This window comes from Sphaerisporangium sp. NPDC051017 (genome assembly GCF_040683095.1).
In the GTDB taxonomy this organism is placed as follows: Bacteria; Actinomycetota; Actinomycetes; order Streptosporangiales; family Streptosporangiaceae; genus Sphaerisporangium.
Window position 1 is genome coordinate 16,147 of the sequence record NZ_JBFBCI010000042.1, and the last position, 21,190, is coordinate 37,336.

At 68.7% G+C, this 21,190-nt stretch carries 18 protein-coding genes; 12 read left to right on the plus strand and 6 right to left on the minus strand.

What is annotated here, in order from left to right; all coding sequences use genetic code 11:
* The first annotated feature begins 328 nt into the window (after positions 1-328).
* Positions 329-1,387, plus strand: a complete 1,059-nt coding sequence (locus AB0M95_RS27910) for a dihydrodipicolinate reductase (RefSeq protein ID WP_358511479.1) — start codon at positions 329-331, stop codon at positions 1,385-1,387.
* A 41-nt stretch (positions 1,388-1,428) separates the two neighbouring features.
* Here the strand turns inward: AB0M95_RS27910 and AB0M95_RS27915 are convergent, their stop codons facing one another.
* The 3 genes from AB0M95_RS27915 to AB0M95_RS27925 form a co-directional block, all read right to left on the minus strand.
* Positions 1,429-1,935, minus strand: a complete 507-nt coding sequence (locus AB0M95_RS27915) for a flavin reductase family protein (protein ID WP_358511476.1) — start codon at positions 1,933-1,935, stop codon at positions 1,429-1,431.
* Positions 1,932-2,447 carry an NAD(P)H-dependent oxidoreductase gene (locus AB0M95_RS27920; protein WP_363770567.1) on the minus strand — a complete coding sequence of 172 codons (516 nt, stop codon included), beginning with the start codon at positions 2,445-2,447 and terminating at the stop codon, positions 1,932-1,934. The genes AB0M95_RS27915 and AB0M95_RS27920 overlap by 4 nt, the downstream gene beginning before the upstream one ends.
* 231 nt (positions 2,448-2,678) lie before the next feature.
* The gene (locus AB0M95_RS27925; RefSeq protein ID WP_363770570.1) at positions 2,679-3,791 is read right to left on the minus strand and encodes an MBL fold metallo-hydrolase; all 1,113 of its coding nucleotides are present in this window, start codon (positions 3,789-3,791) and stop codon (positions 2,679-2,681) included.
* Positions 3,792-4,017: 226 nt separating this feature from the next.
* Here AB0M95_RS27925 and AB0M95_RS27930 point away from each other — a divergent pair, with 226 nt between their 5' ends.
* The 6 genes from AB0M95_RS27930 (at position 4,018) to AB0M95_RS27955 (ending at position 10,966) form a co-directional block, all read left to right on the plus strand.
* On the plus strand, positions 4,018-4,683 hold the full coding sequence (locus AB0M95_RS27930) for a phenylalanine--tRNA ligase beta subunit-related protein (RefSeq protein ID WP_363770573.1): 666 nt from the start codon (positions 4,018-4,020) through the stop codon (positions 4,681-4,683).
* Positions 4,684-4,993: 310 nt separating this feature from the next.
* On the plus strand, positions 4,994-8,704 hold the full coding sequence (locus AB0M95_RS27935; RefSeq protein WP_363770576.1) for a multifunctional oxoglutarate decarboxylase/oxoglutarate dehydrogenase thiamine pyrophosphate-binding subunit/dihydrolipoyllysine-residue succinyltransferase subunit: 3,711 nt from the start codon (positions 4,994-4,996) through the stop codon (positions 8,702-8,704).
* A 115-nt stretch (positions 8,705-8,819) separates the two neighbouring features.
* The gene (locus AB0M95_RS27940; protein ID WP_181871080.1) at positions 8,820-8,996 is read left to right on the plus strand and encodes a DUF6104 family protein; all 177 of its coding nucleotides are present in this window, start codon (positions 8,820-8,822) and stop codon (positions 8,994-8,996) included.
* A 139-nt stretch (positions 8,997-9,135) separates the two neighbouring features.
* Positions 9,136-9,930 (plus strand): DUF4097 family beta strand repeat-containing protein, encoded by a 795-nt coding sequence (locus AB0M95_RS27945; RefSeq protein ID WP_363770579.1) that lies wholly within the window; start codon positions 9,136-9,138, stop codon positions 9,928-9,930.
* Entirely contained in the window at positions 9,927-10,682 is a 756-nt protein-coding gene (locus tag AB0M95_RS27950; protein WP_358511454.1) for a helix-turn-helix transcriptional regulator, read from the plus strand. The genes AB0M95_RS27945 and AB0M95_RS27950 overlap by 4 nt, the downstream gene beginning before the upstream one ends.
* On the plus strand, positions 10,679-10,966 hold the full coding sequence (locus AB0M95_RS27955) for a hypothetical protein (protein WP_363770582.1): 288 nt from the start codon (positions 10,679-10,681) through the stop codon (positions 10,964-10,966). The genes AB0M95_RS27950 and AB0M95_RS27955 overlap by 4 nt, the downstream gene beginning before the upstream one ends.
* Positions 10,967-11,188: 222 nt before the next feature.
* Here AB0M95_RS27955 and AB0M95_RS27960 read toward each other — a convergent pair whose 3' ends face one another.
* Both AB0M95_RS27960 and AB0M95_RS27965 read right to left on the minus strand, forming a co-directional pair.
* A complete protein-coding gene (locus tag AB0M95_RS27960) occupies positions 11,189-12,160 on the minus strand; it encodes a zinc-binding dehydrogenase (RefSeq protein WP_363770584.1) in 972 nt (323 codons plus the stop codon).
* Positions 12,161-12,717: 557 nt separating this feature from the next.
* Positions 12,718-13,014, minus strand: coding sequence for a hypothetical protein (locus AB0M95_RS27965; protein ID WP_363770587.1), 297 nt, complete (start codon positions 13,012-13,014; stop codon positions 12,718-12,720).
* On the opposite strand from AB0M95_RS27965, the gene AB0M95_RS27970 reads away from it, so the two are divergent.
* Positions 12,989-14,032: an Ig-like domain-containing protein gene (locus AB0M95_RS27970; protein ID WP_363770590.1), complete on the plus strand. Its 1,044-nt coding sequence runs from the start codon at positions 12,989-12,991 to the stop codon at positions 14,030-14,032. The two genes, AB0M95_RS27965 and AB0M95_RS27970, sit on opposite strands and share 26 nt — an antisense overlap.
* Before the next feature lie 263 nt (positions 14,033-14,295).
* Complete coding sequence (locus AB0M95_RS27975) at positions 14,296-15,138, plus strand: L,D-transpeptidase (protein WP_363770593.1); 843 nt, start codon at positions 14,296-14,298, stop codon at positions 15,136-15,138.
* Positions 15,139-15,181: 43 nt separating this feature from the next.
* Here AB0M95_RS27975 and AB0M95_RS27980 read toward each other — a convergent pair whose 3' ends face one another.
* Positions 15,182-15,958: an SSI family serine proteinase inhibitor gene (locus AB0M95_RS27980; protein ID WP_363770596.1), complete on the minus strand. Its 777-nt coding sequence runs from the start codon at positions 15,956-15,958 to the stop codon at positions 15,182-15,184.
* A gap of 281 nt (positions 15,959-16,239) precedes the next feature.
* On the opposite strand from AB0M95_RS27980, the gene AB0M95_RS27985 reads away from it, so the two are divergent.
* The 3 genes from AB0M95_RS27985 (at position 16,240) to AB0M95_RS27995 (ending at position 20,854) form a co-directional block, all read left to right on the plus strand.
* Positions 16,240-17,748 carry a hypothetical protein gene (locus AB0M95_RS27985; protein ID WP_363770599.1) on the plus strand — a complete coding sequence of 503 codons (1,509 nt, stop codon included), beginning with the start codon at positions 16,240-16,242 and terminating at the stop codon, positions 17,746-17,748.
* Positions 17,749-17,939: 191 nt separating this feature from the next.
* Positions 17,940-19,136, plus strand: coding sequence for a hypothetical protein (locus tag AB0M95_RS27990; protein ID WP_363770602.1), 1,197 nt, complete (start codon positions 17,940-17,942; stop codon positions 19,134-19,136).
* 527 nt (positions 19,137-19,663) lie between these two features.
* Entirely contained in the window at positions 19,664-20,854 is a 1,191-nt protein-coding gene (locus tag AB0M95_RS27995; RefSeq protein WP_363770605.1) for a hypothetical protein, read from the plus strand.
* Positions 20,855-21,190: the final 336 nt, after the last annotated feature.

Here is a 21,190-nt window from a genome sequence, read left to right on the forward strand (position 1 = left end):
GCGCCCGCCCGCTCGCCCAGCGCCGTCGGCCGGCTGCTCGGCCAGGATGGCCTCCCATTGTCACGGATCGCCTCGGCGCTGCAGGTCGCCCGCTCACTCCCGGGACACCCCAGGAGAACAATCTTCTGGTCCCGCACACGATATCCCGGCGTCAGCGCTCCCACCCGGCGCTCCGGGCCCCGCGATCCACCGGGACCGGCGTCGTGTCACGTAGCGGATAGTGATCGAGCAGGTCGAATTCTGCTATAGTTTCTGCCCCCGCAGGTGCCTTGGGTCAACGTGGCCCCTCTTCCCATGGCCCCCCGCAACCCCCCGTGCTGGAGGCCTCATGCCCGCACAGCCGCCCCTCCGCGTGATCCAGTGGGCCACCGGCGCCGTCGGCGGTTACGCGCTGCAGAGCGTGATCGCGCGGCCGGAGTTCGAGCTCGCCGGCGTGCTCGTCTACGACCCCGACAAGGTCGGTCTGGACGCCGGGCCGCTGGTGGGCATGCCCGAGACCGGCGTCCTGTGCGGCGACGACTTCGACGCCGCCCTCGCCACCGAGGCAGACTGCGTGCTCCACATGCCGCTGCCCGCCGCGTACTTCGGCGGCGACTACGCGGCCGACCTGGAGACGGTCTGCGCCATCCTCGCCTCGGGCAAGAACGTCATCACCACCACCGGCTTCATCTACCCGCAGGTGTACGGCCCGGGCGTGGTCGAGCGGCTGGAGGCCGCCTGCCGGGCGGGCGGCACGTCGGTGTACGGCACAGGCATCAACCCCGGCTTCATGAGCGACCTGCTGCCGCTGGCGCTCAGCGGCCTGTCCACCCGCCTCGACCACATCTACGTCCGCGAGTCCTCCGACTTCGTCGGCCATCCGTCCCGGCAGATCGTCATGGACCTGATCGGGTTCGGCCGCGCGCCGAAGGACTACGCCGTGGCCGTGCGGCCGTTCCGCAACGTGCAGCGGGCGGTGTTCTCCGAGAGCGTCCAGCTCGTCGCGGGCGCTCTCGGCGTGCGGCTGGACGAGGTCGAGGAGACCGACGAGTACGAGCTGGCGGCCGAGGAGTTCGAGATCAGCGCCGGGCTGGTGCTGCCCGGCACGGTGTGCGCCTCGCGGTGGATCTTCTCCGGGCTCGTCCGGGGGCGGCCGTTCATGACGGTCGAGTGCGTGTACAAGGCCGACGCCGCCAAGGTGCGCCGCTGGCCCGAGCCGGGCTTCGCCATCCACATCGAGGGCCGCCCAGCGATGATGATCAAGGTCGAGGAGGTCACGCACGGGCTGGCCGGTGCTGCGGCGCACGCCGTCAACTCCATCGCGGCGGTCTGCGCGGCCCCGCCGGGCATCCGGACGGTGCTCGACCTGCCACTCGCCACAGGACGAGGCACCACCCGGCTTGCCTGAGCGGTGTCATCGAGAGTAATAGGAAAGAAGGTTAGGAATGGCTAGGAGTGCGGCGTGAAGCGGCCGAACCGGCCCTGGTGGTAGATGAGGGGACGGCCGGGCGAGCCGACCCGCGTTCCGGTCACCAGGCCCACGACCAGGATGTGGTCGCCGATCTCGGCCGTGCTGTGCGGCTCGCAGACCAGGTGCGCGGAGACGCCGTCCAGAAGCGGCACCCCGCCCGGCCCCGGCGTCCAGGTGGTGGGCGCGGCGAACCGGTCGACGCCCTTGCGGGCGAAGCGGGAGGCAAGGTCGGCCTGGTCGCTGGCGAGGACGTTCACGGCGAAGCCGTCCGCCTGCCGCAGCCAGGGCCAGGTGGTCGAGGACTGGTCGACGTAGAAGGAAACGAGCGGCGGGTTGAGGCTGACGGAGGAGAAGGAGGTCGCGGTGAGGCCGACCGGCACGCCGTCGGTCCACGCGGTCACGACGACGACCCCGGCCGCGTGCACGGCCAGCGCCTCGCGGAACCGCTGGTTGTCGACGGCCGACTCGGCCAGCGTGTCGGTCATACGGTCACGCCTTCGGTCAGCGCGATCTGAGGTGCCACCCGGTCCGCCCACCGGCCCAGCACCTCCTCGGGAGCGGCTATGTCGGATTCGAGCAGGGCCAGCCCCGGGGTCGGGACGGTCGCGCCGAGCTCGACCAGCAGCGGCCGCAGGTGCGTCTCGACGGCCAGGGAATGTTTGGGGTCGCCCATGACCAGGATCGGCAGCGCCGTCACGCCGGCCAGCGCCTCGGGCTTCAGCCGGTCGAGGAACACCTTCAGCAGCCCGGTGTAGGTCGCCTTGTACGTGGGGCTCGCCACCAGCAGCACCTTCGCCGCGACGACGCGCTCCAGCGCCTCGCGCACCCCGGCCGGGGGCTGCGGGTCCAGCAGTCTCGGGGCCAGTCCGGCCAAATCGATCACGTCACGCTCGCCGGGGTGTCCGAGGCGCCCGGCGATCACTTCGGCCGCGCGCTCGGCGACCGTCCGCGTCCGCGAACCCTCCCGGGGATTGCCCACCAACGTCACGAAGCTCATCTGTCGCTCACCACTCATCTTCTCCCGGTTCCCGCGACGGCACCGGCCATTCCGGGCCGGTGCGGTACTGCTCAGAGATTGCCCTTCTCAGCGCGCGCGGCGACACTGGGCGCCGGCGACGTGGCCGAGATCCACGTGGAGGCGCCGGGTCAGGGGCTTCTGGCTCATGCTCGAAAAACTACGTAGACCGAACCGTAATGTCAATATTCCCTACTTGTATTCCATGGAATATCATGTCGCCGGAAACCACAGGTCCGGCTCGCCCGGCACGCGGCGCAGCCGGCCCTTGCCCTCCAGGTAGACCAGGTGGGCGAGGGTCTCGTTCGTCGCCGCCCTGCGCATGAACGGCGGGATCGTCTCCCACGGCCGCGACCAGGTCAGACCCGTGGTGACGTCCCAGCAGGCGACGCCGTCCGCGCCCGCCACGGCCGCCTCGATCTCCGCCAGCCGCCTGCCGTGGTGCGCCATCACGTCCTCGACCCGCTCGGCCAGCTCCAGGAAGCGGTACTCGTGCGCGGGCAGCACCTCGTCCACCTCGAAGTACCGGACGGCGGCCAGCGCGTCCAGGTAGTCGGCCAGCGGGTCCGGGGCGGACTGCGGGTGGACCGCCACGATCGGGGTGATCCGCGCCAGCACGTGGTCGCCCGAGAACAGCACCCGCCGCGACGGCGACAGGAAGCACAGGTGACCGGGCGAGTGGCCCGGCGTCCACACGGCCCGCAGGTCCCAGCCGGGCAGGTCCAGGTCGGCGCCGTCCTCGATCAGCCGGTCGGGCCGGCCCATCGACACGTAGTGCCGGATCATCATGGACGCCCCGCTCAGCTCCTCCACGGTGAGCGGCGGCACGCCCGAGCGGGCCAGCATCACGCGCTCGCGGGCGATCAGCTCGTCGACCAGCGCGTCGTCGTACCGGCCGCTCAGCAGGCGCGCGTCGGCGGGATGCAGGCCGATCCAGGCGCCCGAGTTCTCCCGGACGCGGCCCGCGAGCCCGTAGTGGTCGGGGTGGATGTGCGTCACCAGCACCGCGCGCACGTCGCCCATCTCGTACCCGGCGACCTTCAGCCCGGCGGCGAGCGCGTCGTACGCCTCATCGGTGTTCCAGCCCGCGTCGATGATCGCGACGCCGTCCGGCAGCTCCAGCGCGTACACCAGGACGTACCTGAGCGGGTTGATCGGGATCGGCACCGGGATCGACCACAGCCCAGGACGCACCCGCTCGACGGCGGGGAGGGCGCCGCTCTGCCAGGCGTCGCGCTGCTCCTCACTGGCCGGCGTCACCCGTCTCTTGTGGGTCTTCCGGGCCCGCGCGCCCGGATCGGCGTCACCGGCCACCTGGTCGCGCATCCCGGCTCCCTTCCCTACGGCCTCCGTCGTAGTCGATTGTGCACCGGTCACCGAATGTTGTTCTACTCGGGGTGTGCTCCGGACGGCGGCACCCGTACGTAAAGCAGAGCGGAGGCCAGCACGACGACGCCCACAACCGCCCACCCCGCGCCGACGGCGGCAGCCCGCACCGCCGTCCCCGGAACCACGCGCGGGGACCGCCGCCCGCGGCCGTTAAGGTGGGCGCATGATCGAGGCCATCTGGGTGGACGAGGCCGTGACCGACCTGCGCCCGGACTTCCGCGTGCTCGTGATCGGCGCGTACGGGCTGGTCAACGGCCCCTCCGACGACCGCTCCCGCGCGTGGCTCGCCGAGGCGGCGGCCGCGGCCGTGGAGCCGTCGCACGAGAACATCGCCGCCTGGCAGGACGCCTACCGGTCGTTCGGCGCCAAGCCGCAGCGCACGCGCCCGTCCGTGGACGCCCTGGTGCGCCGCCTCCCCCTGCCCGAGATCAATCTCGTCGTGGACGCGTACAACGCGGTCAGCGTCCGGCACGTCCTGCCCATCGGCGGCGAGGACCTCGGGCACTACGAGGGCACGGCCCGGCTGGTCCGTGCGACCGGTGAGGAGCCGTTCGACGCGATGGACAAGGGCGAGATCGTCGTCGACCACCCCGAGATCGGCGAGGTCGTCTGGCGGGACGACCGCGGGGTCACCTGCCGCCGGTGGAACTGGCGGCAGTGCGTGCGCACCCGCATCACCGAGGCCACCACCGACGCGCTGTTCCTGCTGGAGCGGCTCGCGCCGATGCCGGCGGACGAGCTGTCGGCGGCCGGGGACGAGCTGGTCGCCCGCCTGCGCGAGATCACCCCGGGCGTGCGGATCGAGTCCCGCCTGGCGGACCCCTCCTAAAGACGTTCCCCTCCACGGTGAGACGCCGCGTATCATGGAATGAGACGTGGCGGGCCCTCACGACCCGCCCGCCCATGGCCGCGGCGCCGCCGGCCAAGCCTTGGCGACTCCGTGGCAGGAACCTCACCTCCGAGGTGAGCATGACCTCACCCCCCGGACGGACTACCCGGGCGTGACCAGTTTGAACGGTCCTGGGATGATCGGGCGGTGAGCCCGCCCGAGAGCGCACACGCCACCTATTTGGGCGAGTAGCCTTGGACAGGTTCCTCATTTCAACAACGCCGATCTGCGGAAGAGGGCGATTTCCGCCGTGTCGTCTGAGTCGTCACGGACAAACCCGCTGGCCAACTTCGGCCAGAACGAGTGGCTTGTCGACGAGCTGTATCAGAAGTACCTCCAGGACCCGGAGTCTGTGGACCGTGCCTGGTGGAACTTCTTCGCTGACTACAACCCCGATTCCGGTACGAGCCGCGTCCCGGTGCCGGGTGGTGTCAACGGCGAGACGGCCGAGGCCGCTCTTCCGTCCACCGCCACGGCGGCTCCGGCACGCGAGGCCGCACCGGCCAAGGCCGCCCCCAAGGCGCCCAAGACGACTCCGGCACCTCCCCCGCAGTCCGAGCAGGCCCCGAAGGCCAAGCCCGCCGTCGCGGTCCCGGCCGAGGCCGAGGAAGTGCGCCTGCGCGGCGCCGCGGCCCGCACGGCCGCCAACATGGACCTCAGCCTGACGGTCCCGACGGCCACCAGCGTGCGCGCCGTCCCGGCCAAGCTGTTGATCGACAACCGGATCGTCATCAACAACCACCTGTCGCGCGGCCGCGGCGGCAAGGTGTCGTTCACCCACCTCATCGGCTTCGCGATCGTCAAGGCGCTCGCGGCCATGCCGGACATGAACCACTCCTACGCCGAGATCGACGGCAAGCCGACCCTGGTCAAGCCCGCCCACGTCGGCCTGGGCCTGGCCATCGACGTGCAGAAGAGCGACGGCACCCGCCAGCTCCTCGTGCCCTCGATCAAGAACGCCGAGACGCTCGACTTCCGCCAGTTCTGGATGGCGTACGAAGAGATCGTCCGCAAGGCCAGGGCCGGCAAGCTCGGCGTGGACGACTTCGCGGGCACCACGATCAGCCTGACCAACCCCGGCACGATCGGCACGGTCCACTCCGTCCCGCGTCTCATGCCCGGCCAGGGCACGATCATCGGCGTCGGCGCGATGGAGTACCCCGCCGAGTACCAAGGCGCCTCCCCCGAGACGCTCAACCGGCTCGCGGTCAGCAAGGTCATGACGCTGACCAGCACCTACGATCACCGCATCATCCAGGGCGCCCAGTCCGGCGATTTCCTGCGCAACATCCACCGGCTCCTACTCGGCGAGGACGGCTTCTACGACGAGGTCTTCCAGGCGCTGCGCATCCCGTACGAGCCGGTGCGCTGGGTCGCGGACATCTCGGCCAGCCACGACGACGACGTCGCCAAGTCGGCCCGCGTCATCGAGCTGATCCACGCCTATCGCGTGCGCGGCCACCTCATGGCCGACACCGACCCGCTCGAGTACAACCAGCGCAAGCACCCCGACCTCGACATCAAGTCGCACGGCCTGACGCTGTGGGACCTTGAGCGCGAGTTCGCGACCGGCGGCTTCGGCGGCAAGCCGCTGATGAAGCTGCGCGACATCCTCGGCGTCCTGCGCGACTCGTACTGCCGCACGGTCGGCATCGAGTACATGCACATCCAGAACCCCGAGGAGCGGGCCTGGATCCAGGCGCGGGTCGAGAAGCCGCACGCCAAGCCCAGCCGCGAGGAGCAGCTCAACATCCTGCGCCGGCTGAACACCTCCGAGGCGTTCGAGACGTTCCTGCAGACCAAGTATGTCGGGCAGAAGCGCTTCTCGCTGGAGGGCGGCGAGTCGCTGATCCCGCTGCTCGACTCGGTGATCTCCGCCGCGGCCGACGAGCACCTCGACGAGGTCGTGATCGGCATGGCCCACCGCGGCCGGCTGAACGTCCTCGCCAACATCGTCGGCAAGTCCTACGCCCAGGTGTTCGGCGAGTTCGAGGGCAACCTCGACCCGCGCAGCGCCCACGGCTCGGGCGACGTGAAGTACCACCTCGGCGCGTCCGGCGACTTCACGGCCCCCAACGGCAACAAGATCGCGGCCTCGGTCGTGGCCAACCCCTCCCACCTGGAGGCGGTCGACCCCGTCCTGGAGGGCGTGGTCCGCGCCAAGCAGGACCTTCTGGAGCGCGGCGAGGAAGGCTTCACCGTCCTGCCCGTGCTGGTGCACGGCGACGCGGCCTTCGCCGGCCAGGGCGTCGTGGCCGAGACGCTGCACCTGTCGCAGCTGCGCGGCTACCGCACCGGCGGCACCGTCCACGTCGTGGTCAACAACCAGGTCGGGTTCACCACCTCGCCCGCCTCGTCGCGGTCCAGCGTGTACGCCACCGACGTCGCGCGCATGATCCAGGCGCCGATCTTCCATGTCAACGGCGACGACCCCGAGGCCGTGGTCCGCGTCGGCCGGCTGGCGTACGAGTACCGCCAGACGTTCCGCAAGGACATCGTCATCGACCTGATCTGCTACCGCCGCCGCGGCCACAACGAGACCGACAACCCGAGCTTCACCCAGCCGCTGATGTACGACCTGATCGACGCCAAGCGGTCGATCCGCAAGCTGTACACCGAGGCGCTGATCGGCCGGGGCGACATCACGGTCGAGGAGGCCGAGCAGGCCCTGCGCGACTACCAGGAGCAGCTGGAGCGCGCGTTCACCGAGACGCGCGAGGCCGGGAAGCGGCCCCTGGAGCCGGGCGCGGTCGTCAAGCCCGCCCCCGGCGAGGTCGTCCCGTGGTCGCACGACGACACCCCGACGGGCATCTCCGAAGAGGTGATCAAGCGGGTCGTCGAGACGCAGCTCACGCTGCCGGAGGGCTTCACCGTCCACCCGCGCCTGGCCCCGCTGCTCCAGCGCCGCGGCCAGATGGTCACCGAGGACCAGATCGACTGGGCGATGGGCGAGGCCCTGGCCTTCGGCTCGCTGCTGATCGACGGCCACCCGGTCCGCCTCGTCGGGCAGGACTCCCGCCGCGGCACGTTCGGCCAGCGGCACGCCGTGCTGGTCAACCGCGTCACCGGCGAGGAGCACACCCCGCTCAAGGCGTTCAACGAGGGCACCACGAAGTTCTACGTCTACGACTCCCTGCTGTCGGAGTTCGCGGCCATGGGCTTCGAGTACGGCTACAGCGTCGTGCGGCCGGACGCCCTGGTGGCCTGGGAGGCGCAGTTCGGCGACTTCGCCAACGGCGCACAGTCGATCATCGACGAGTTCATCTCGTCGGGCGAGCAGAAGTGGGGCCAGCGCTCCTCGGTCGTGCTGCTGCTGCCGCACGGCTACGAGGGCCAGGGCCCGGACCACTCCTCGGCTCGCATCGAGCGGTTCCTGCAGATCTGCGCGCAGGACAACATGACGGTCGCGCAGCCGAGCTCCCCGGCGAACTACTTCCACCTGCTGCGCTGGCAGGTGCTGTCGAACCGCCACCGTCCGCTGGTCGTCTTCACGCCGAAGTCGCTCCTGCGGCTCCGGGCGGCGGCGTCGGCGACGGTCGAGTTCACCTCGGGCGCGTTCCGGCCGGTCATCGGCGACTCCACGGTCGACCCCTCGGGCGTGCGGCGCGTGGTGCTGTGCTCGGGCCGGGTGTACTACGACCTGGCGGCGGCCCGCGACAAGCAGGGGCGCACGGACGTCGCGATCGTCCGGCTGGAGCGGCTCTACCCGTTCCCGGCCGAGGAACTGCGGACCGAGCTGTCGCGCTACGGCCTGGACACCGAGCTGGTCTGGGCGCAGGACGAGCCGATCAACATGGGCCCGTGGCCGTACCTCGCGCTCAAGCTCACCGAGGAGCCCGGCCTGCTCGGGGGCCGGGGGCTGCGGCGGGTCTCGCGTCCGGCCAACTCCTCCCCGGCGGTGGGCTCGCACGCCGCGCACGACGCCGAGCTGGAGCACATCATCGCCGAGAGCCTGAGCTAGTGGCCGCGGGCCCCGCGCGGGCCCGTCCACCGGCGGTCTCATCGGAAATGGAAGTCCCCCACAGGCGGTTCTGTGGGGGACTTCCCCTTATGTCTGGTCATGGCCTGGAGATGCGATGTATTTCACCGACAGGGGTATCGAAGAGCTGGTCGAGCGGCGCGGCGAGGAGGAGGTCGGCATCGGCTGGCTGGCCGAGCGGCTGCGCGAGTTCGTCGACCTGAACCCCGAGTTCGAGACGCCCGTCGAGCGCCTGGCCACCTGGCTCGCCCGCCTCGACGACGAGGACGACTGACGACCGCCGGATTCGTCCTGGACGGCTCGGGCGGCCACCGGAACGCGTAACGCGATACATCTTGAGTTTCGCGAGTACGCGATATATCGTGTCTAGTGGAAGCTAGCCGTGGAACACCGTCGAAGGGGCGAGGCCGGCCATGCCCACATGGACCATCGATAAGCCAGAGCAACTGACGTTCGACGCCGTGAGCGCGCTGGACGTCCGAATCGTCGCGGGCCGCCTCGCCGTGCTGGCCAGCGACGGTCCTCCCAGCCTGGAGGTCAGCGACATCGACCCTCCGCCGCTCCTGGTCGAGCACGACGAGAACGGCCGCCTCACCGTGGCCTACAAGGACCTCACCTGGGACGGCGTCCTCGGGTGGCTACGCCCCGGGCGGCGCGCCGCCACGGTCACGCTGACCGTCCCGAAGGACTGCCCGGTCCAGGCGGGCGTGATCTCCGCGTCCGCCGTGGTGGCCGGCTTCGAGAACCGCACCAACGTGAAGAGCGTCTCCGGCGAGATCGTCCTCGACGGGGTGAGCGGCGAGATCGAGGCCGAGACCGTCTCCGGGGCCGTCGAGAGCCGCGGCCTGGCCGGCGACCTGTCGTTCACGAGCGTCGCCGGCGAGCTCACCGTCGCGGCGGGCACGCCCCGGCGCCTGCGCGCCAACACGGTGTCCGGCCGCATCACCGCCGACCTCGAACTCACCCCCACGGGGCACGTGACGCTGAACAGCGTGTCGGGCGCCATCGTCGTCCGCCTGCCCGGTGAGACCGACGGCGACGTGACGCTGCGCTCGGCGTCCGGCCGCCTGCACAGCTCGTTCCCGGGCCTCGGCAAGTCCGGCTTCCCCGGGTTGAAGTCGGTGTCCGGCCGGCTCGGCGGGGGCATGGCCTCGCTGTCGGCCACCACGGTGTCCGCCGATGTGACGCTTCTGAGGAGAGACCAGTGAGTCCCGTTTTCGCCCATGGACGCCTCCGGCTCTACCTGCTCAAGCTGCTGGAGGAGAGCCCGCGGCACGGCTACGAGGTGATCCGCCTCCTGCAGGACCGCTTCCTCGGCGTGTACTCCCCCTCGCCCGGCACGATCTACCCCCGGCTCGCCCGGCTGGAGGAGGAAGGCCTGGTCACCCACGAGGTGGTGGACGGCAAGAAGGTCTTCACCATCACCGGCAAGGGGCGCGCCGAGCTGGAGGCGCGCATGGACGAGCTCGCCGAGCTCGAACAGGAGATCTCCGAGTCGGTCCGCGACATCGCGCGCGAGGTCAAGGAGGACGTGCGCGACACCGTCCGCTCCCTGCGCGACGAGCTGACCCAGATGGCGCGGGAGGTCCGCCAGAACTCCCGTGAGGACGAGCGCGAGGCCCGCCAGGACCTGCGTTCGGCCCGGGAGGAGTACCGGCGGGCGTGGCGCGAGCAGAAGCACGCCTGGCAGGAGCAGAAGCAGGAGTTCGCGCGCCAGAAGCGGGCCTGGAAGGAGGAGTCCCAGCGCTGGAAGGACGACTGGCTGCGCGGCGTCTGGGGCGACACCTGGGAGGGCCGCGGCTCCCGCGACCGCGACGCCGAGCTCGGGCAGATGCTCGCCGAGTTCGTCGAGGAGATCCGCGGCGCGGCGGCGGCGTCCTCGGTGACCGAGGAGGCGCTGGCCACGGCCCAGGACGCGCTGTACGAGGCCGCCACCCGCATCCGGTCCGCGCTCCGATGATGATCTTCTACGGGTTCCGCCCGCCGCTCCTGCGCGCGGGCCCGCGATCCGGGGACGCGCCGCTCGCGGGCCCGGCGGAACCCCTCCGCGTGACGTCGGCGGACGGGCCCGAGGTCCGCGCGGCCACCGCCGCGGCACCGGCCGTCTTCCGCACCGTCCCCGAGGCCCCGGCCGTCGCTCGCGCCGTCGCCGAGGCCTCTTTCGGACCGGCCGATTCCCCGCCCGCGGCGGCCGGCCCGCCGTCCCCCCGCCGCTCCAGGCCCCTTCGCCGACTGGCGGCCTGACCCTTGCCGATCATTCGGTGTCGATACGGTGAAAAGCAGGTCTGAGGCCCCGGTAGCCCATTACGGTGGGTGACCGGTGAAGGTTCGTCGGCACCGCCATGGAGAGGAACCCGAACCCACAAGTCGGCACCGGCATGCCCGGCGACCGGTTGTTCATATTCGGCTTCCGGACGGCACGGCCGGACGGGCTTCGACGTGCCGTCCGGAAGCCACTTCCCTCGCTCAGGACGCCGAGCCGGTGAAGACGATCTTCCCGAAGACCTCGCCCTCGTCCAGCGCCGCGAACCCCTCCCGGGCCCGCGTCAGCGGCAGCACCCGGTCCACGACCGGGCGCACGCCCGTCTGCTCCATGAACCTGGCCAGCCGCCCGAGCTGCTCCCGCGTCCCCATGGTGGACCCGACCACCGAAAGCTGCAGGAAGAACACGCGCTGCAGGTCCGCCGGGGGCACCGCGCCGCTGGTCGCGCCGGAGACGACGATCCTGCCGCCGGGACGCAGCGACTTCAGCGAGTGCTCCCAGGTCGCCTGGCCCACGGTCTCCATCACGGCGTCCACCCGCTCGGGCAGGCGCGCCCCTGTGGCGAACGCCTGGTCGGCGCCGAGCTCCAGTGCCCTGGCTCTCTTCTCCTCCGAGCGGCTCGTCGCCCAGACGCGGTAGCCGCCCGCCCGGCCGAGCGCGATCAGCGCGGTGGCCACCCCGCCGCCCGCGCCCTGGACCAGCACGGTGGAGCCCGGCTCCAGGCCCGACTTCTCGAACAGCATGCGGTACGCGGTGAGCCACGCCGTGGGCAGGCACGCGGCCTCCTCGAACGACAGCGCGGCGGGCTTCGGCACGAGGTTGCCGCGCGGCACCGCCACCTTGTCCGCGAACGTACCGTCGTGGACCTCGGAGAGCAGCGAGCGCTTCGGGTCCAGGGTCTCGTCCCCGTGGATGGGCGTTCCGATCACCGAGTGGACGATGACGTCGTTGCCGTCCTCGTCGACCCCGGCGGCGTCGCAGCCGAGGACGATGGGCAGACGGTCCTGGCGGATGCCGACGCCCTTCAACGTCCACAGGTCGTGGTGGTTGAGCGCGGCCGCCCGGACGGTCACCGTGGTCCACCCGTCGGGGACCACCGGCTCGGGGTGCTCGCCGAGGGCGAGCCCGGCGAGAGGGTTGTCGGGGTCGGTGGCTGTGCACGTTACGGCGAACATGGCGGAACCCTATCCCCCGGGTTCCCCGCGACCTCGGCATGCCCTGGGCTCTCCGCGACCCCGAACCGGTTCCCGCGTACGCCCCCGGCCGCAAAGGTATAGATCACCGCGAATTCTCTAATAGCGGCTATGGCTCACAATGCACCTATTTCCGTTGATCATCTACGTCGGCGGCGGTTGCCGGAGCAAGGCCGCGACGACCGCCAAAGAATGACACACCGGCGCCCCGACACGCCGTCCGAGAAAAATTTTCCGGGGTGCGACCGGATTCGCTGGACACGCCCGCGCCGATCTTCACCGGCACATTTTCTCCGCTACGACAGGGCTTCCCGCCTGCGGAGATGCACGACCCTCCGCCCGACTTATCACGAAAAATGGACGCGTAGTAAGCTTCTGTTTTTTGCAATTAAGTCACCGCTCGCGCGAATCTCCCGCATGTCGGACAACGGTATTGAGGTCGACCGTGAGTAGGGTCGGTCATGCAGGCGCGCCAGCATCGAGGTGCTCCTTTACTTTGAACTGCAAAAAGAAAAGGACCGCTTTATGAAAGACGTCGGTCACTCACGGTCTCTCCAACGTAATGTCGGTCGTTCATGGCTGACGGCAGCTCTCACGGGCGCTCTCGCGGTCGGCGTACTCGCCGCCACTCCCGGCAGCGCGTACGCGATCCAGGCGCCGCAAGGCGCGAAGGCAGCGTCCCTGCTTCCGTCCAGCCCCGTGAAGACGGGATTCGTCGTCACCGTCCGTCGGCTGATCTCGACCAACACCACACTGACCTCGTCCCAGAACCCCTCCTCGAAGGGGCACTCGGTCACCTTCACCGCCACGGTGCGGGCGACCGGCAGCAACATCATTCCCACGGGCACCGTCGTCTTCCGCTCCGACTCCAAGGAGCTCGGTAGCGCCGCGCTCGAAGCGACGGGCCAGGCGACCTACTCGACCGCAAGCATGGACGATGGGTTCCACAACATCACCGCCTTCTTCCAGGGCAACGCCTCCTTCGACCCCAGCACGTCGCCCGTGCTGATCCAGAGGGTCGAGGACAGGGACGAATGGAAGAAGAAGAAGGAGAAGGACGAAGAGGAGAAGAAGAAGCACGAGGAGTGGAAGAAGAAGGCGGAGGAAGAGAAGAAGAAGCACGAAGACTGGATGAAGAAGCACGAAGACGAGAAGAAGAAGCACGAAGACTGGATGAAGAAGGACGAAGACGAGAAGAAGAAGCACGAGGAGTGGAAGAAGAAGAAGGAGAACGAGGACGAGAAGAAGAAGCACGAAGACTGGATGAAGAAGGACGAAGACGAGAAGAAGAAGCACGAGGACTGGATGAAGAAGGAGGAGGAAGAGAAGAAGAAGCACGAAGACTGGAAGAAGAAGCACGAAGACGAGAAGAAGAAGCGCGAAGACTGGAAGAAGAAGGAGGAGGAGAAGAAGAAGGAGCACAAGTCCTGGGACAAGGACAAGGATGAGTCGGACGACGAGGAAGAGGATGACGAGCCCAGCGGCATCCGCCACCACGACCACGATGACCTCGAGCACGTGTGCCGCCACTTCCGGCACCACCACCATGACGACGACGATTTCGGGAACTCCACGCGCGAGAGGCACCGGAGGGACCGGATTCACAGGCTGTGCGACAGGTGGCACAGGGAGAACAACCACGTCACGCTGATCGACCGGGGCATCCGCCGTCACGTCGAGGGCTTCTTCGACCACGGCGGCGGTCACCGCTCGCACTGGGACAGCCGGCACCACCGGTGGGTTCCTGAGCACCGCCACCACGAGCACTACAAGCACTACAAGCCGTACAAGAAGTTCCACCACAAGAAGCACCACTACGTGAAGCCGGTCCAGCACTTCGCCGTCACCGGCTGACAAACCGGCCCGGACGTCTTGATCAACCGAATCCGGAGTTCGTGACCGACGGTCCGGACGTCCTCTAGGGCCCGCCCGACCCACGGGCGGGCCCTCAGCCCACTCTCCGCGCCCGCCGTCAGCCCACCACCGACCACGGCCCACGCCCCCTGTACGACCACACGGACCAGCCGTTCCCCGGCCTGGGCCGCCTCGTCCGTCCGAGCATCCGGAAACCGCCGCCGAACAACCGCATCCAGGAGCCAGTACTTCCCGGGGGTCCCATGTCCGTTCGCCGTCGATCCGCGCGCGCCACCGTCGTCCTCATCGCCGCGGTCACCGCCGCACTCGCAGGCCTCGCCCTGCTGGTGGTCCTCACCAACCGCAAGGTCGACCGCGAACTCGCCAAGCCCGCGGCTCCACCCGCCCCGCCTGTCGCGCCGGTCAAGCTGACCGCCAAGCAGCGGGCCGCGCTCCCCCACTCGACGACGTGGACGAAGATCCCCAAGGCCCAGCCCGACCCGCAGCCGTTCGCCGCCGGCGACGGTCTGCTGGTACACCCGGAGAAATCCAAGATCGTGTACGCCGAGCCCGGCGGCCCGGCAATCGGCGTGCTGCCCACGACCCAGCTCGACGACCCCACCTGGCTCCCGGTGATCGAGAGCCGCCCCAAATGGGTGCGGGTGCTCCTTCCGAGCAGGCCCAACGGCTCCACGGGCTGGATCCACACCGGCGACGGCAAGACCAAGCAGACCCGCAGCCCGTACCAGGTCCACGTCAACCTGACCTCACGCCGCCTCACCCTGCTCAAGGACGGGCAGGAGACCGGCTCCTGGCCGGTGGCCATCGGCACCAAGGAGACCCCGACCCCGGTCGGCCGCACCTTCCTGCTCGCGTCGCTGTCCCCGTCGGACGTCGACTACAGCCCGGTGATCCTCCCGCTCGGCATGCACTCCGAGAAGCTGGAGACCTACGACGGCGGCCCCGGCACCATCGGCATCCACGGCTGGCCCGACAAGGGCGTCTTCGGCAAAGCCGTAAGCCACGGCTGCGTCCGCCTCCCGCAAGCCGGCCTCGACGCCATAGCCAAAATCCCCCTCGGCAGCCTGATCGTCATCACCAAATAGCCGAGGCACCGGCGCCACACAGCCCCCAGAACCTCACCCACGGTCAGTAGTTGAAAACGGCTGCGGTGTAAGCGTTGAGTTCGCAGCGGTTGCCGAATGTGCGCTCGAACCACAGGTGATTGCCGTCCCATAGGCCGGAGGCGGAGACGGTGATGGGGTCGTATTCCTTTGTGCAGTTGGTGTCGCGGGAGGGGCGGAGGTCGGTGATGTCGCCCCCGACGGGGTCGAGGAGGCGGCAGGCTTCGGAGGCGCGAGGGTGGGTGCCGCCGGCGGGGCCGCACTGGAGGAAGGCGATCCGGTCGGCGGGCGTGACGGACTCGCCTCGGGCGAGCGTCAGCAGGAGCGCGCGACTGATCCCCTTCGCGTGGGCGCCGGAGCGGGACGGCGGTCCGCCGGGGAACGGGTGGAACGCCGAAGCGGACGGGAGCGCCGCGCTCCCCGGTGCGGCCGGGGGCGCCATGGGGTCGTTCGGCGCGAGGCGGTTCCGCGGGGTATCGCCGAACGATGTGCCGTCCGGCGGCCCACCGGGCGACTCGACGTCGGGCGCGGCGCCGGCACGTCCGTCCGGCGACTCGACGTCCGGCGCGGCGCGGTGGTGTTCGTCCGGTTCGGTATCGGTGGGGGCGTCGGGCGCGGTGCCGAGGCGTTCGTCCGGTGGGATTCCGGGGGATATGGCGTCCGGGGTGCGGCCGGACGTGATCGCGTCCGGCGGGGCAGGGGGGAAGAGGGCTCCCACGGCGCCGAGGGTCACGGTCGCCACCGCCGTCAGGCTGAGGGTCGCCACGGCGCCCACGACGATGATCGGTCGGGTCAGGCCCATGCGCGGTCGTCCCATCGGAATCCCCTATCCAGCAGGACGTCGAGCCGTCGCCGCCCCCCTCGTGTGTGTGTTTGCCGATCTCGCGCCGAACCCTGCCGGATGAGCAGGATTCGACGTACCAGGTATCTCTCCGGTTCCCGCACTTTTATAACAACCAGATAACGGACAGCCGCATTTGTCTGGTTTGGGGATGGTTGTCAAGATCGCCGGAGTACGGTCGATGAGTCTCTTTACGTACGCATGGGACCTTCCCGGGCATCCCATGACATAGAAGGAGCTCAATGAACACCCGAGCCAAGCGCCTGATCCTCCCTCTCGGTGGTGCCCTCATCGCCACCGGCATGATCGGCGCGACCCTCACCACCACCGCGGCGAGCGCGCAGGCCAAGCCCTCCCCGGTGAAGTCCGGCTCGCTGGCGAACGGGACCGACGCGAAGGCCATCGCGGGGTCCTGGACCGCCGGCAAGCTCAAGTCCGCGAAGAGCTACCTCGAGGACTCCTCGCTCTCCGGCAAGATGCAGGCGAGCACGCGGAGGGCCTCCGCCGATGGCAAGGCCGGTTCGATCGCCCCGCAGGGCGCCGGCGGCAAGACCGCCGGCTCGTCGAAGAACATCAACCTCCCAACCAACGTGGGCAAGGTGTTCTTCCAGGTCGACGGCAAGCCGTATTGGTGCTCCGGTACGTCGATCCAGTCGAGGTACCACAACCTGGTCGCCACCGCGGGCCACTGTGTCTACGACACCGACAAGAACAAGTACGTCGACAACTTCGTCTTCATCCCCGGCTACTACCAGGGCAAGGCGCCGTGGGGCATCTACGTCGGCGCGAAGGTCAACCTCCACGACGACTTCACCGTCTACGAGGACTATGACTACGACTACGCCTTCGTCAACGTCTACAACGGCGTGAAGCAGACCGGCGAGAAGATCGTCGACAAGACCACCTACGACGCCTACAAGGGTCCGAAGTGGGCGAATGACGAGGAGATCTCCAAGGAGGAGTACCAGAAGAAGTACGACGAGAAGGGCGGTGAGACCGCCGACGCGTGGTCGAAGAGCACCGGCACCGAGATCGTCATGCCCTGGGGGACCAAGGGCGGCAAGAAGGTCCTCAAGGAGGTCAGCAAGGAGGACTACGACAAGGCTCCGGCCTGGAACGCCAAGGTCAACTACTCCAAGGCGCCCTCCAAGACCTCCACGGAGATCGTCGACGAGGTCACGTACAACAAGTACACCGGCCCCGGCTACAAGAAGATCGTCGACTCTGCCTACACCATCACCCACTACTTCGTGAAGTACTGGTTGCAGGAGTCGACGGCGGTCAAGTACTACAAGACCGTCTTCCACATCCGGACCTTCCAGGACGCGGGCCGTCTCGGCGACAACGTCGGCGGCCAGGGCTTCACGTGGAACCGGAGCACGAAGTCGAAGTACTTCAGCTTCGGCTACCCGACCTCCGCGCACCTCGACGGCGACAAGGTCTACACCGGCGAGACGATGAAGTGGTGTTACGGCCAGGCGGGCGCCGCACCGGCCGTCGCGAAGTACAAGGCGGAAGAGCAGCTGGCCATCAAGTGCGCCTTCACCCCCGGTGCGACCGGCGGTCCCTGGCTGATCCAGTACTCCAACGCCAAGCGGACCGGTTACGTCAACGGCGTCGTGAGCCTGACGCTCGACACCGACGGCAACAAGCGGTACGACCGGATCACCACGCCGTACTTCAACAGCGACACGTACGGCATCTACAAGTACGCGGCCAACCTGTGGACCGGGAAGCTTACGACGAGCTGACGCGAACCACGGCAAGGTAGGGGGCCCGGGTACGATCCGGCCCCCTACCGGCCCCGCCGCCGCGATGATCGATGGGGCGTCCGATAACGAAGTGAATCCAGGTCGGCCAAGTACTGTGCTGAAAAGTAGTTGATCTGGAAAAATCGCCCTTCACTATTGTCTGCACACTTCTGACCCCCGGAAGGTACGAAATGCCACCCCGAGCGAAGCGGATCGCGCTCACTCTCAGCGGCGCGCTCACGGCCGCGTGCGTGATCATGTCCGCCGGCGCGGGGCCTGTCGAGGCGCGGGCCTCACATCAGACGGCGCCCGCCGGCATCACGTCCGTCCCCCTGGCGCAGAGTGAAGCGGACATGCAGAAGGTCGTCGACTGGTGGACGCCGGACCGGCTCAAGCACGCCAACAGCTACGTCCCCAGGACCGCCGCGACGAGCACCGCCACGGCGAGCCCACAGGCCACCGGCACCGCGAGCGCCTCCGCGACACCGGCCGCGTCCAGGTCCACCGGCGCTCTCACGTCGGGGACGGGCACGACGACGACCTCCCTCGAAGGTTCGATTCCCCCGAAGACGGCGGCGAAGGTCGTCAAGTCCAAGAACGTGAGCCTCCCGCCGACCGTGGGCAAGGTGTTCTTCCGCAAGGGTGACGCCGAGTACTGGTGCTCGGCCTCGTCGGTGCACTCGAAGTACGGCAACGTCGTCGCCACCGCGGGGCACTGCGCCTACGACGTCAAGAACGAGAAGCCCGTCCAGTACTGGGTGTTCATCCCCTCCTACGCCGACGGCGCGACCCCGTATGGCATCTACGTCGGGCACACGCTGCACCTCAACGAGAAGTACGCGGCCACGGGCGACTTCGACTACGACTACGCCTTCGTCACAGTCCACAACGGCTACCGCTGGGACGTCGACAAGGACGCCAAGGGGCAGGTCAAGAAGGACGCCAGGGGCCAGCCGGTCTACAAGACCGTGGACACCGGCCGGCTCGAGAACCGCGTCGGAGGGCAGGGCTTCGCCTGGAACCGCGGGTTCACCATCGCGGCGTACGCGTTCGGCTACCCAGCAGGCCAGCAGCCGAACGGGACCCGTCCCTACACCGGCCGGACGCTGGAGTCGTGCGCCACGAAGGCCACCAGCAAGATAGCCACGCCGAAGTGGGAGCTGGACCAGGGTGTCCTGTTCAGGGGATGCGCGTTCACGGCCGGGGCCAGCGGAGGCCCGTGGCTGATCAAGTACGACAACACGCGGCGCATCGGGTACCTCAACGGCGTGACCAGCCTGACCTACAACCTGGACGGCGACGGCCTCAACGACGCGATCTCGTCCCCGCTCTTCAACACGGCGACGTACCTCGTGTACTCCTACGCGGCCCGGCAGAAGACCGACTGACCGCGCGGATCGTCCCAGATTCCGAGAAGGCCCGGCATTATGTCCGGGCCTTTTTCGCGTCCTGGCGGGGGGAGAGTCAGCCGTCCGTCACGCGACACGCGGGCCCGCGCGCATCCGTCCGAGCGTCGGTTCGGGATCTCTTCGGGGCGGAGCGGTCGAGACCTCACCGTGACGCGGATCCAGTCAAGGGACGGAATTTCACCGCTTCCCGGTTCCATCGAATCGAGTGATTTACGTCACAGTCGATCGCAGTGACGGAGCGTGTCAGTCAATCCCGTACAACGTATAAAAAACGCTGGTCAGATGCGACATACACCCCCCATCTGGGCAAAGGGCCAGAGAATCATGAGAGTTGACTGTGAGCGCCCACGAGCGGCAATGGTCACGAAAAGATCTCGATCGAAACGACGGCCGACCAGATCGCCGCGCGCCCGTTGCGCGGCCGGTAGATCCCGCTATCTTCCTGGCTATCCCTTTCCTGACGCATGGGGCGCTGGAGCGCCCCACGCCAGACCAAGGAGTTCCCCTTGAACACCGCAGTCAAGCGTCTCGCCCTGCCGCTGGGTGGCGCCATCGCCGCCACCAGCATGATCGGCGCCACCCTGGTCGGCACCGCCAGCGCCACCACCGCCCCGGCCAAGAAGGTCGTCTCGATGGCTTCCTCGGCCGCCGAGGCGCAGAAGGTCAGCGACTTCTGGACCGCCAACGGTGGTGCCAAGTTCAAGGCCGCCGCGCAGTTCACCGACAACGCGCAGCAGTCGGGCAAGGTCAAGCTCGGTGGTGGCGACGCCGCCCCCGACGGCAAGGCCGGCGTGGTTCCCCCGATCGGCGGCGAGCCGAAGGTCACCGCGAAGATCAAGAACATCAACCTGCCGAAGACCATCGGTAAGGTCTTCTTCGTGGCCGACGGCAACCTGTACTGGTGCTCGGCGTCCTCGGTCCAGAGCAAGTACCACAACCTGGTCGCCACCGCCGGGCACTGCGTGTTCGACGAGAACATCCAGAACGGCGCGCTGGACTACTGGGTCTTCGTCCCGGGTTACTACCAGGGCAAGGCTCCGTGGGGCGTGTACGTCGGCAAGGCCGCCTACACCCACTACGACTTCGCGGTCTACGAGGACTTCGACAGCGACTACGCGTTCGTCACGGTCTACAACGGCATCTCCTTCGGTGGCATCAAGCAGGTCGACAAGGAGACCTACGACAACTGGCAGAGCCCGCTGAAGTCCACCCGGGGCGAAAACTACTACGTCGCGGTGTTCAAGGACGCGGGTCGTCTCGGTGACAACGTGGGTGGCCAGGGCTTCACCTGGAACCAGAAGCCCGGCCAGCCGGTCTACGTCTTCGGCTACCCCGCGGCCGCGCACCCCGACGGCGACACCCCCTTCACCGGTGTGACGCCGAAGTGGTGCTACGGCAAGACCTTCGCCGCCGCCCCGGCCGCCGCCTTCAAGGCGGAGGCGCAGATCGGCCTGAAGTGCTCCATGACCGCCGGCTCCTCCGGTGCGCCGTGGATCCTGAAGTACAGCAACACGAAGCGTCTCGGCTACATCAACGGTGTCACCAGCCTCATCGGCGACGCCGACGGCAACGGCCGCATCGACTTCAGCACCTCGCCGTACTTCGACAGCGAGACCTACGCGATCTACAAGGCCGCCGCCAACCTCTGGTCCGGCTCGATCGTCACCTCCAACGGTGAGCTCGTGAAGAAGGCCTGAAACTTCCGGTGAGCCGGAGCTCCTCGCTCCGGTGAGCCGAGGGTTGTAAAGGGACTGAAGCAGGGCCCGGCATTCGTGCCGGGCCCTGCTTTCGTGTCCGGACCCGGAGTCCGGCGGGGGTTCTCGCGTCCGGACAGGGCGCGGGAAGAACGGCGCGGGGGTCGCGCAGGCAGAACGGCGGGGGCGTACGGGAAGAGGGGGCGGGGTTTGCGCGGGTCCGATCCGGACCGAACGGCACGCCCTAAATCCGCGACTTTGCAGGGGTTCCGGGCATCCGCAAGCGCCTTAGACGTAGCCGGTCACTGGGATGGCTCCCTCGGAGCGATGTGATGTGCA

Excerpts from the sequence above, each read along its gene's own strand:
- AB0M95_RS27910 (WP_358511479.1), top strand. The coding sequence starts at position 329 with ATGCCCGCACAGCCGCCCCTCCGCGTGATCCAGTGGGCCACCGGCGCC.
- AB0M95_RS27915 (WP_358511476.1), bottom strand. The coding sequence starts at position 1,935 with ATGACCGACACGCTGGCCGAGTCGGCCGTCGACAACCAGCGGTTCCGC.
- AB0M95_RS27920 (WP_363770567.1), bottom strand. The coding sequence starts at position 2,447 with ATGAGCTTCGTGACGTTGGTGGGCAATCCCCGGGAGGGTTCGCGGACG.
- AB0M95_RS27925 (WP_363770570.1), bottom strand. The coding sequence starts at position 3,791 with ATGCGCGACCAGGTGGCCGGTGACGCCGATCCGGGCGCGCGGGCCCGG.
- AB0M95_RS27930 (WP_363770573.1), top strand. The coding sequence starts at position 4,018 with ATGATCGAGGCCATCTGGGTGGACGAGGCCGTGACCGACCTGCGCCCG.
- AB0M95_RS27940 (WP_181871080.1), top strand. The coding sequence starts at position 8,820 with ATGTATTTCACCGACAGGGGTATCGAAGAGCTGGTCGAGCGGCGCGGC.
- AB0M95_RS27945 (WP_363770579.1), top strand. The coding sequence starts at position 9,136 with ATGCCCACATGGACCATCGATAAGCCAGAGCAACTGACGTTCGACGCC.
- AB0M95_RS27955 (WP_363770582.1), top strand. The coding sequence starts at position 10,679 with ATGATGATCTTCTACGGGTTCCGCCCGCCGCTCCTGCGCGCGGGCCCG.
- AB0M95_RS27960 (WP_363770584.1), bottom strand. The coding sequence starts at position 12,160 with ATGTTCGCCGTAACGTGCACAGCCACCGACCCCGACAACCCTCTCGCC.
- AB0M95_RS27965 (WP_363770587.1), bottom strand. The coding sequence starts at position 13,014 with ATGATGTTGCTGCCGGTCGCCCGCACCGTGGCGGTGAAGGTGACCGAG.
- AB0M95_RS27975 (WP_363770593.1), top strand. The coding sequence starts at position 14,296 with ATGTCCGTTCGCCGTCGATCCGCGCGCGCCACCGTCGTCCTCATCGCC.
- AB0M95_RS27980 (WP_363770596.1), bottom strand. The coding sequence starts at position 15,958 with ATGGGCCTGACCCGACCGATCATCGTCGTGGGCGCCGTGGCGACCCTC.
- AB0M95_RS27985 (WP_363770599.1), top strand. The coding sequence starts at position 16,240 with ATGAACACCCGAGCCAAGCGCCTGATCCTCCCTCTCGGTGGTGCCCTC.
- AB0M95_RS27990 (WP_363770602.1), top strand. The coding sequence starts at position 17,940 with ATGCCACCCCGAGCGAAGCGGATCGCGCTCACTCTCAGCGGCGCGCTC.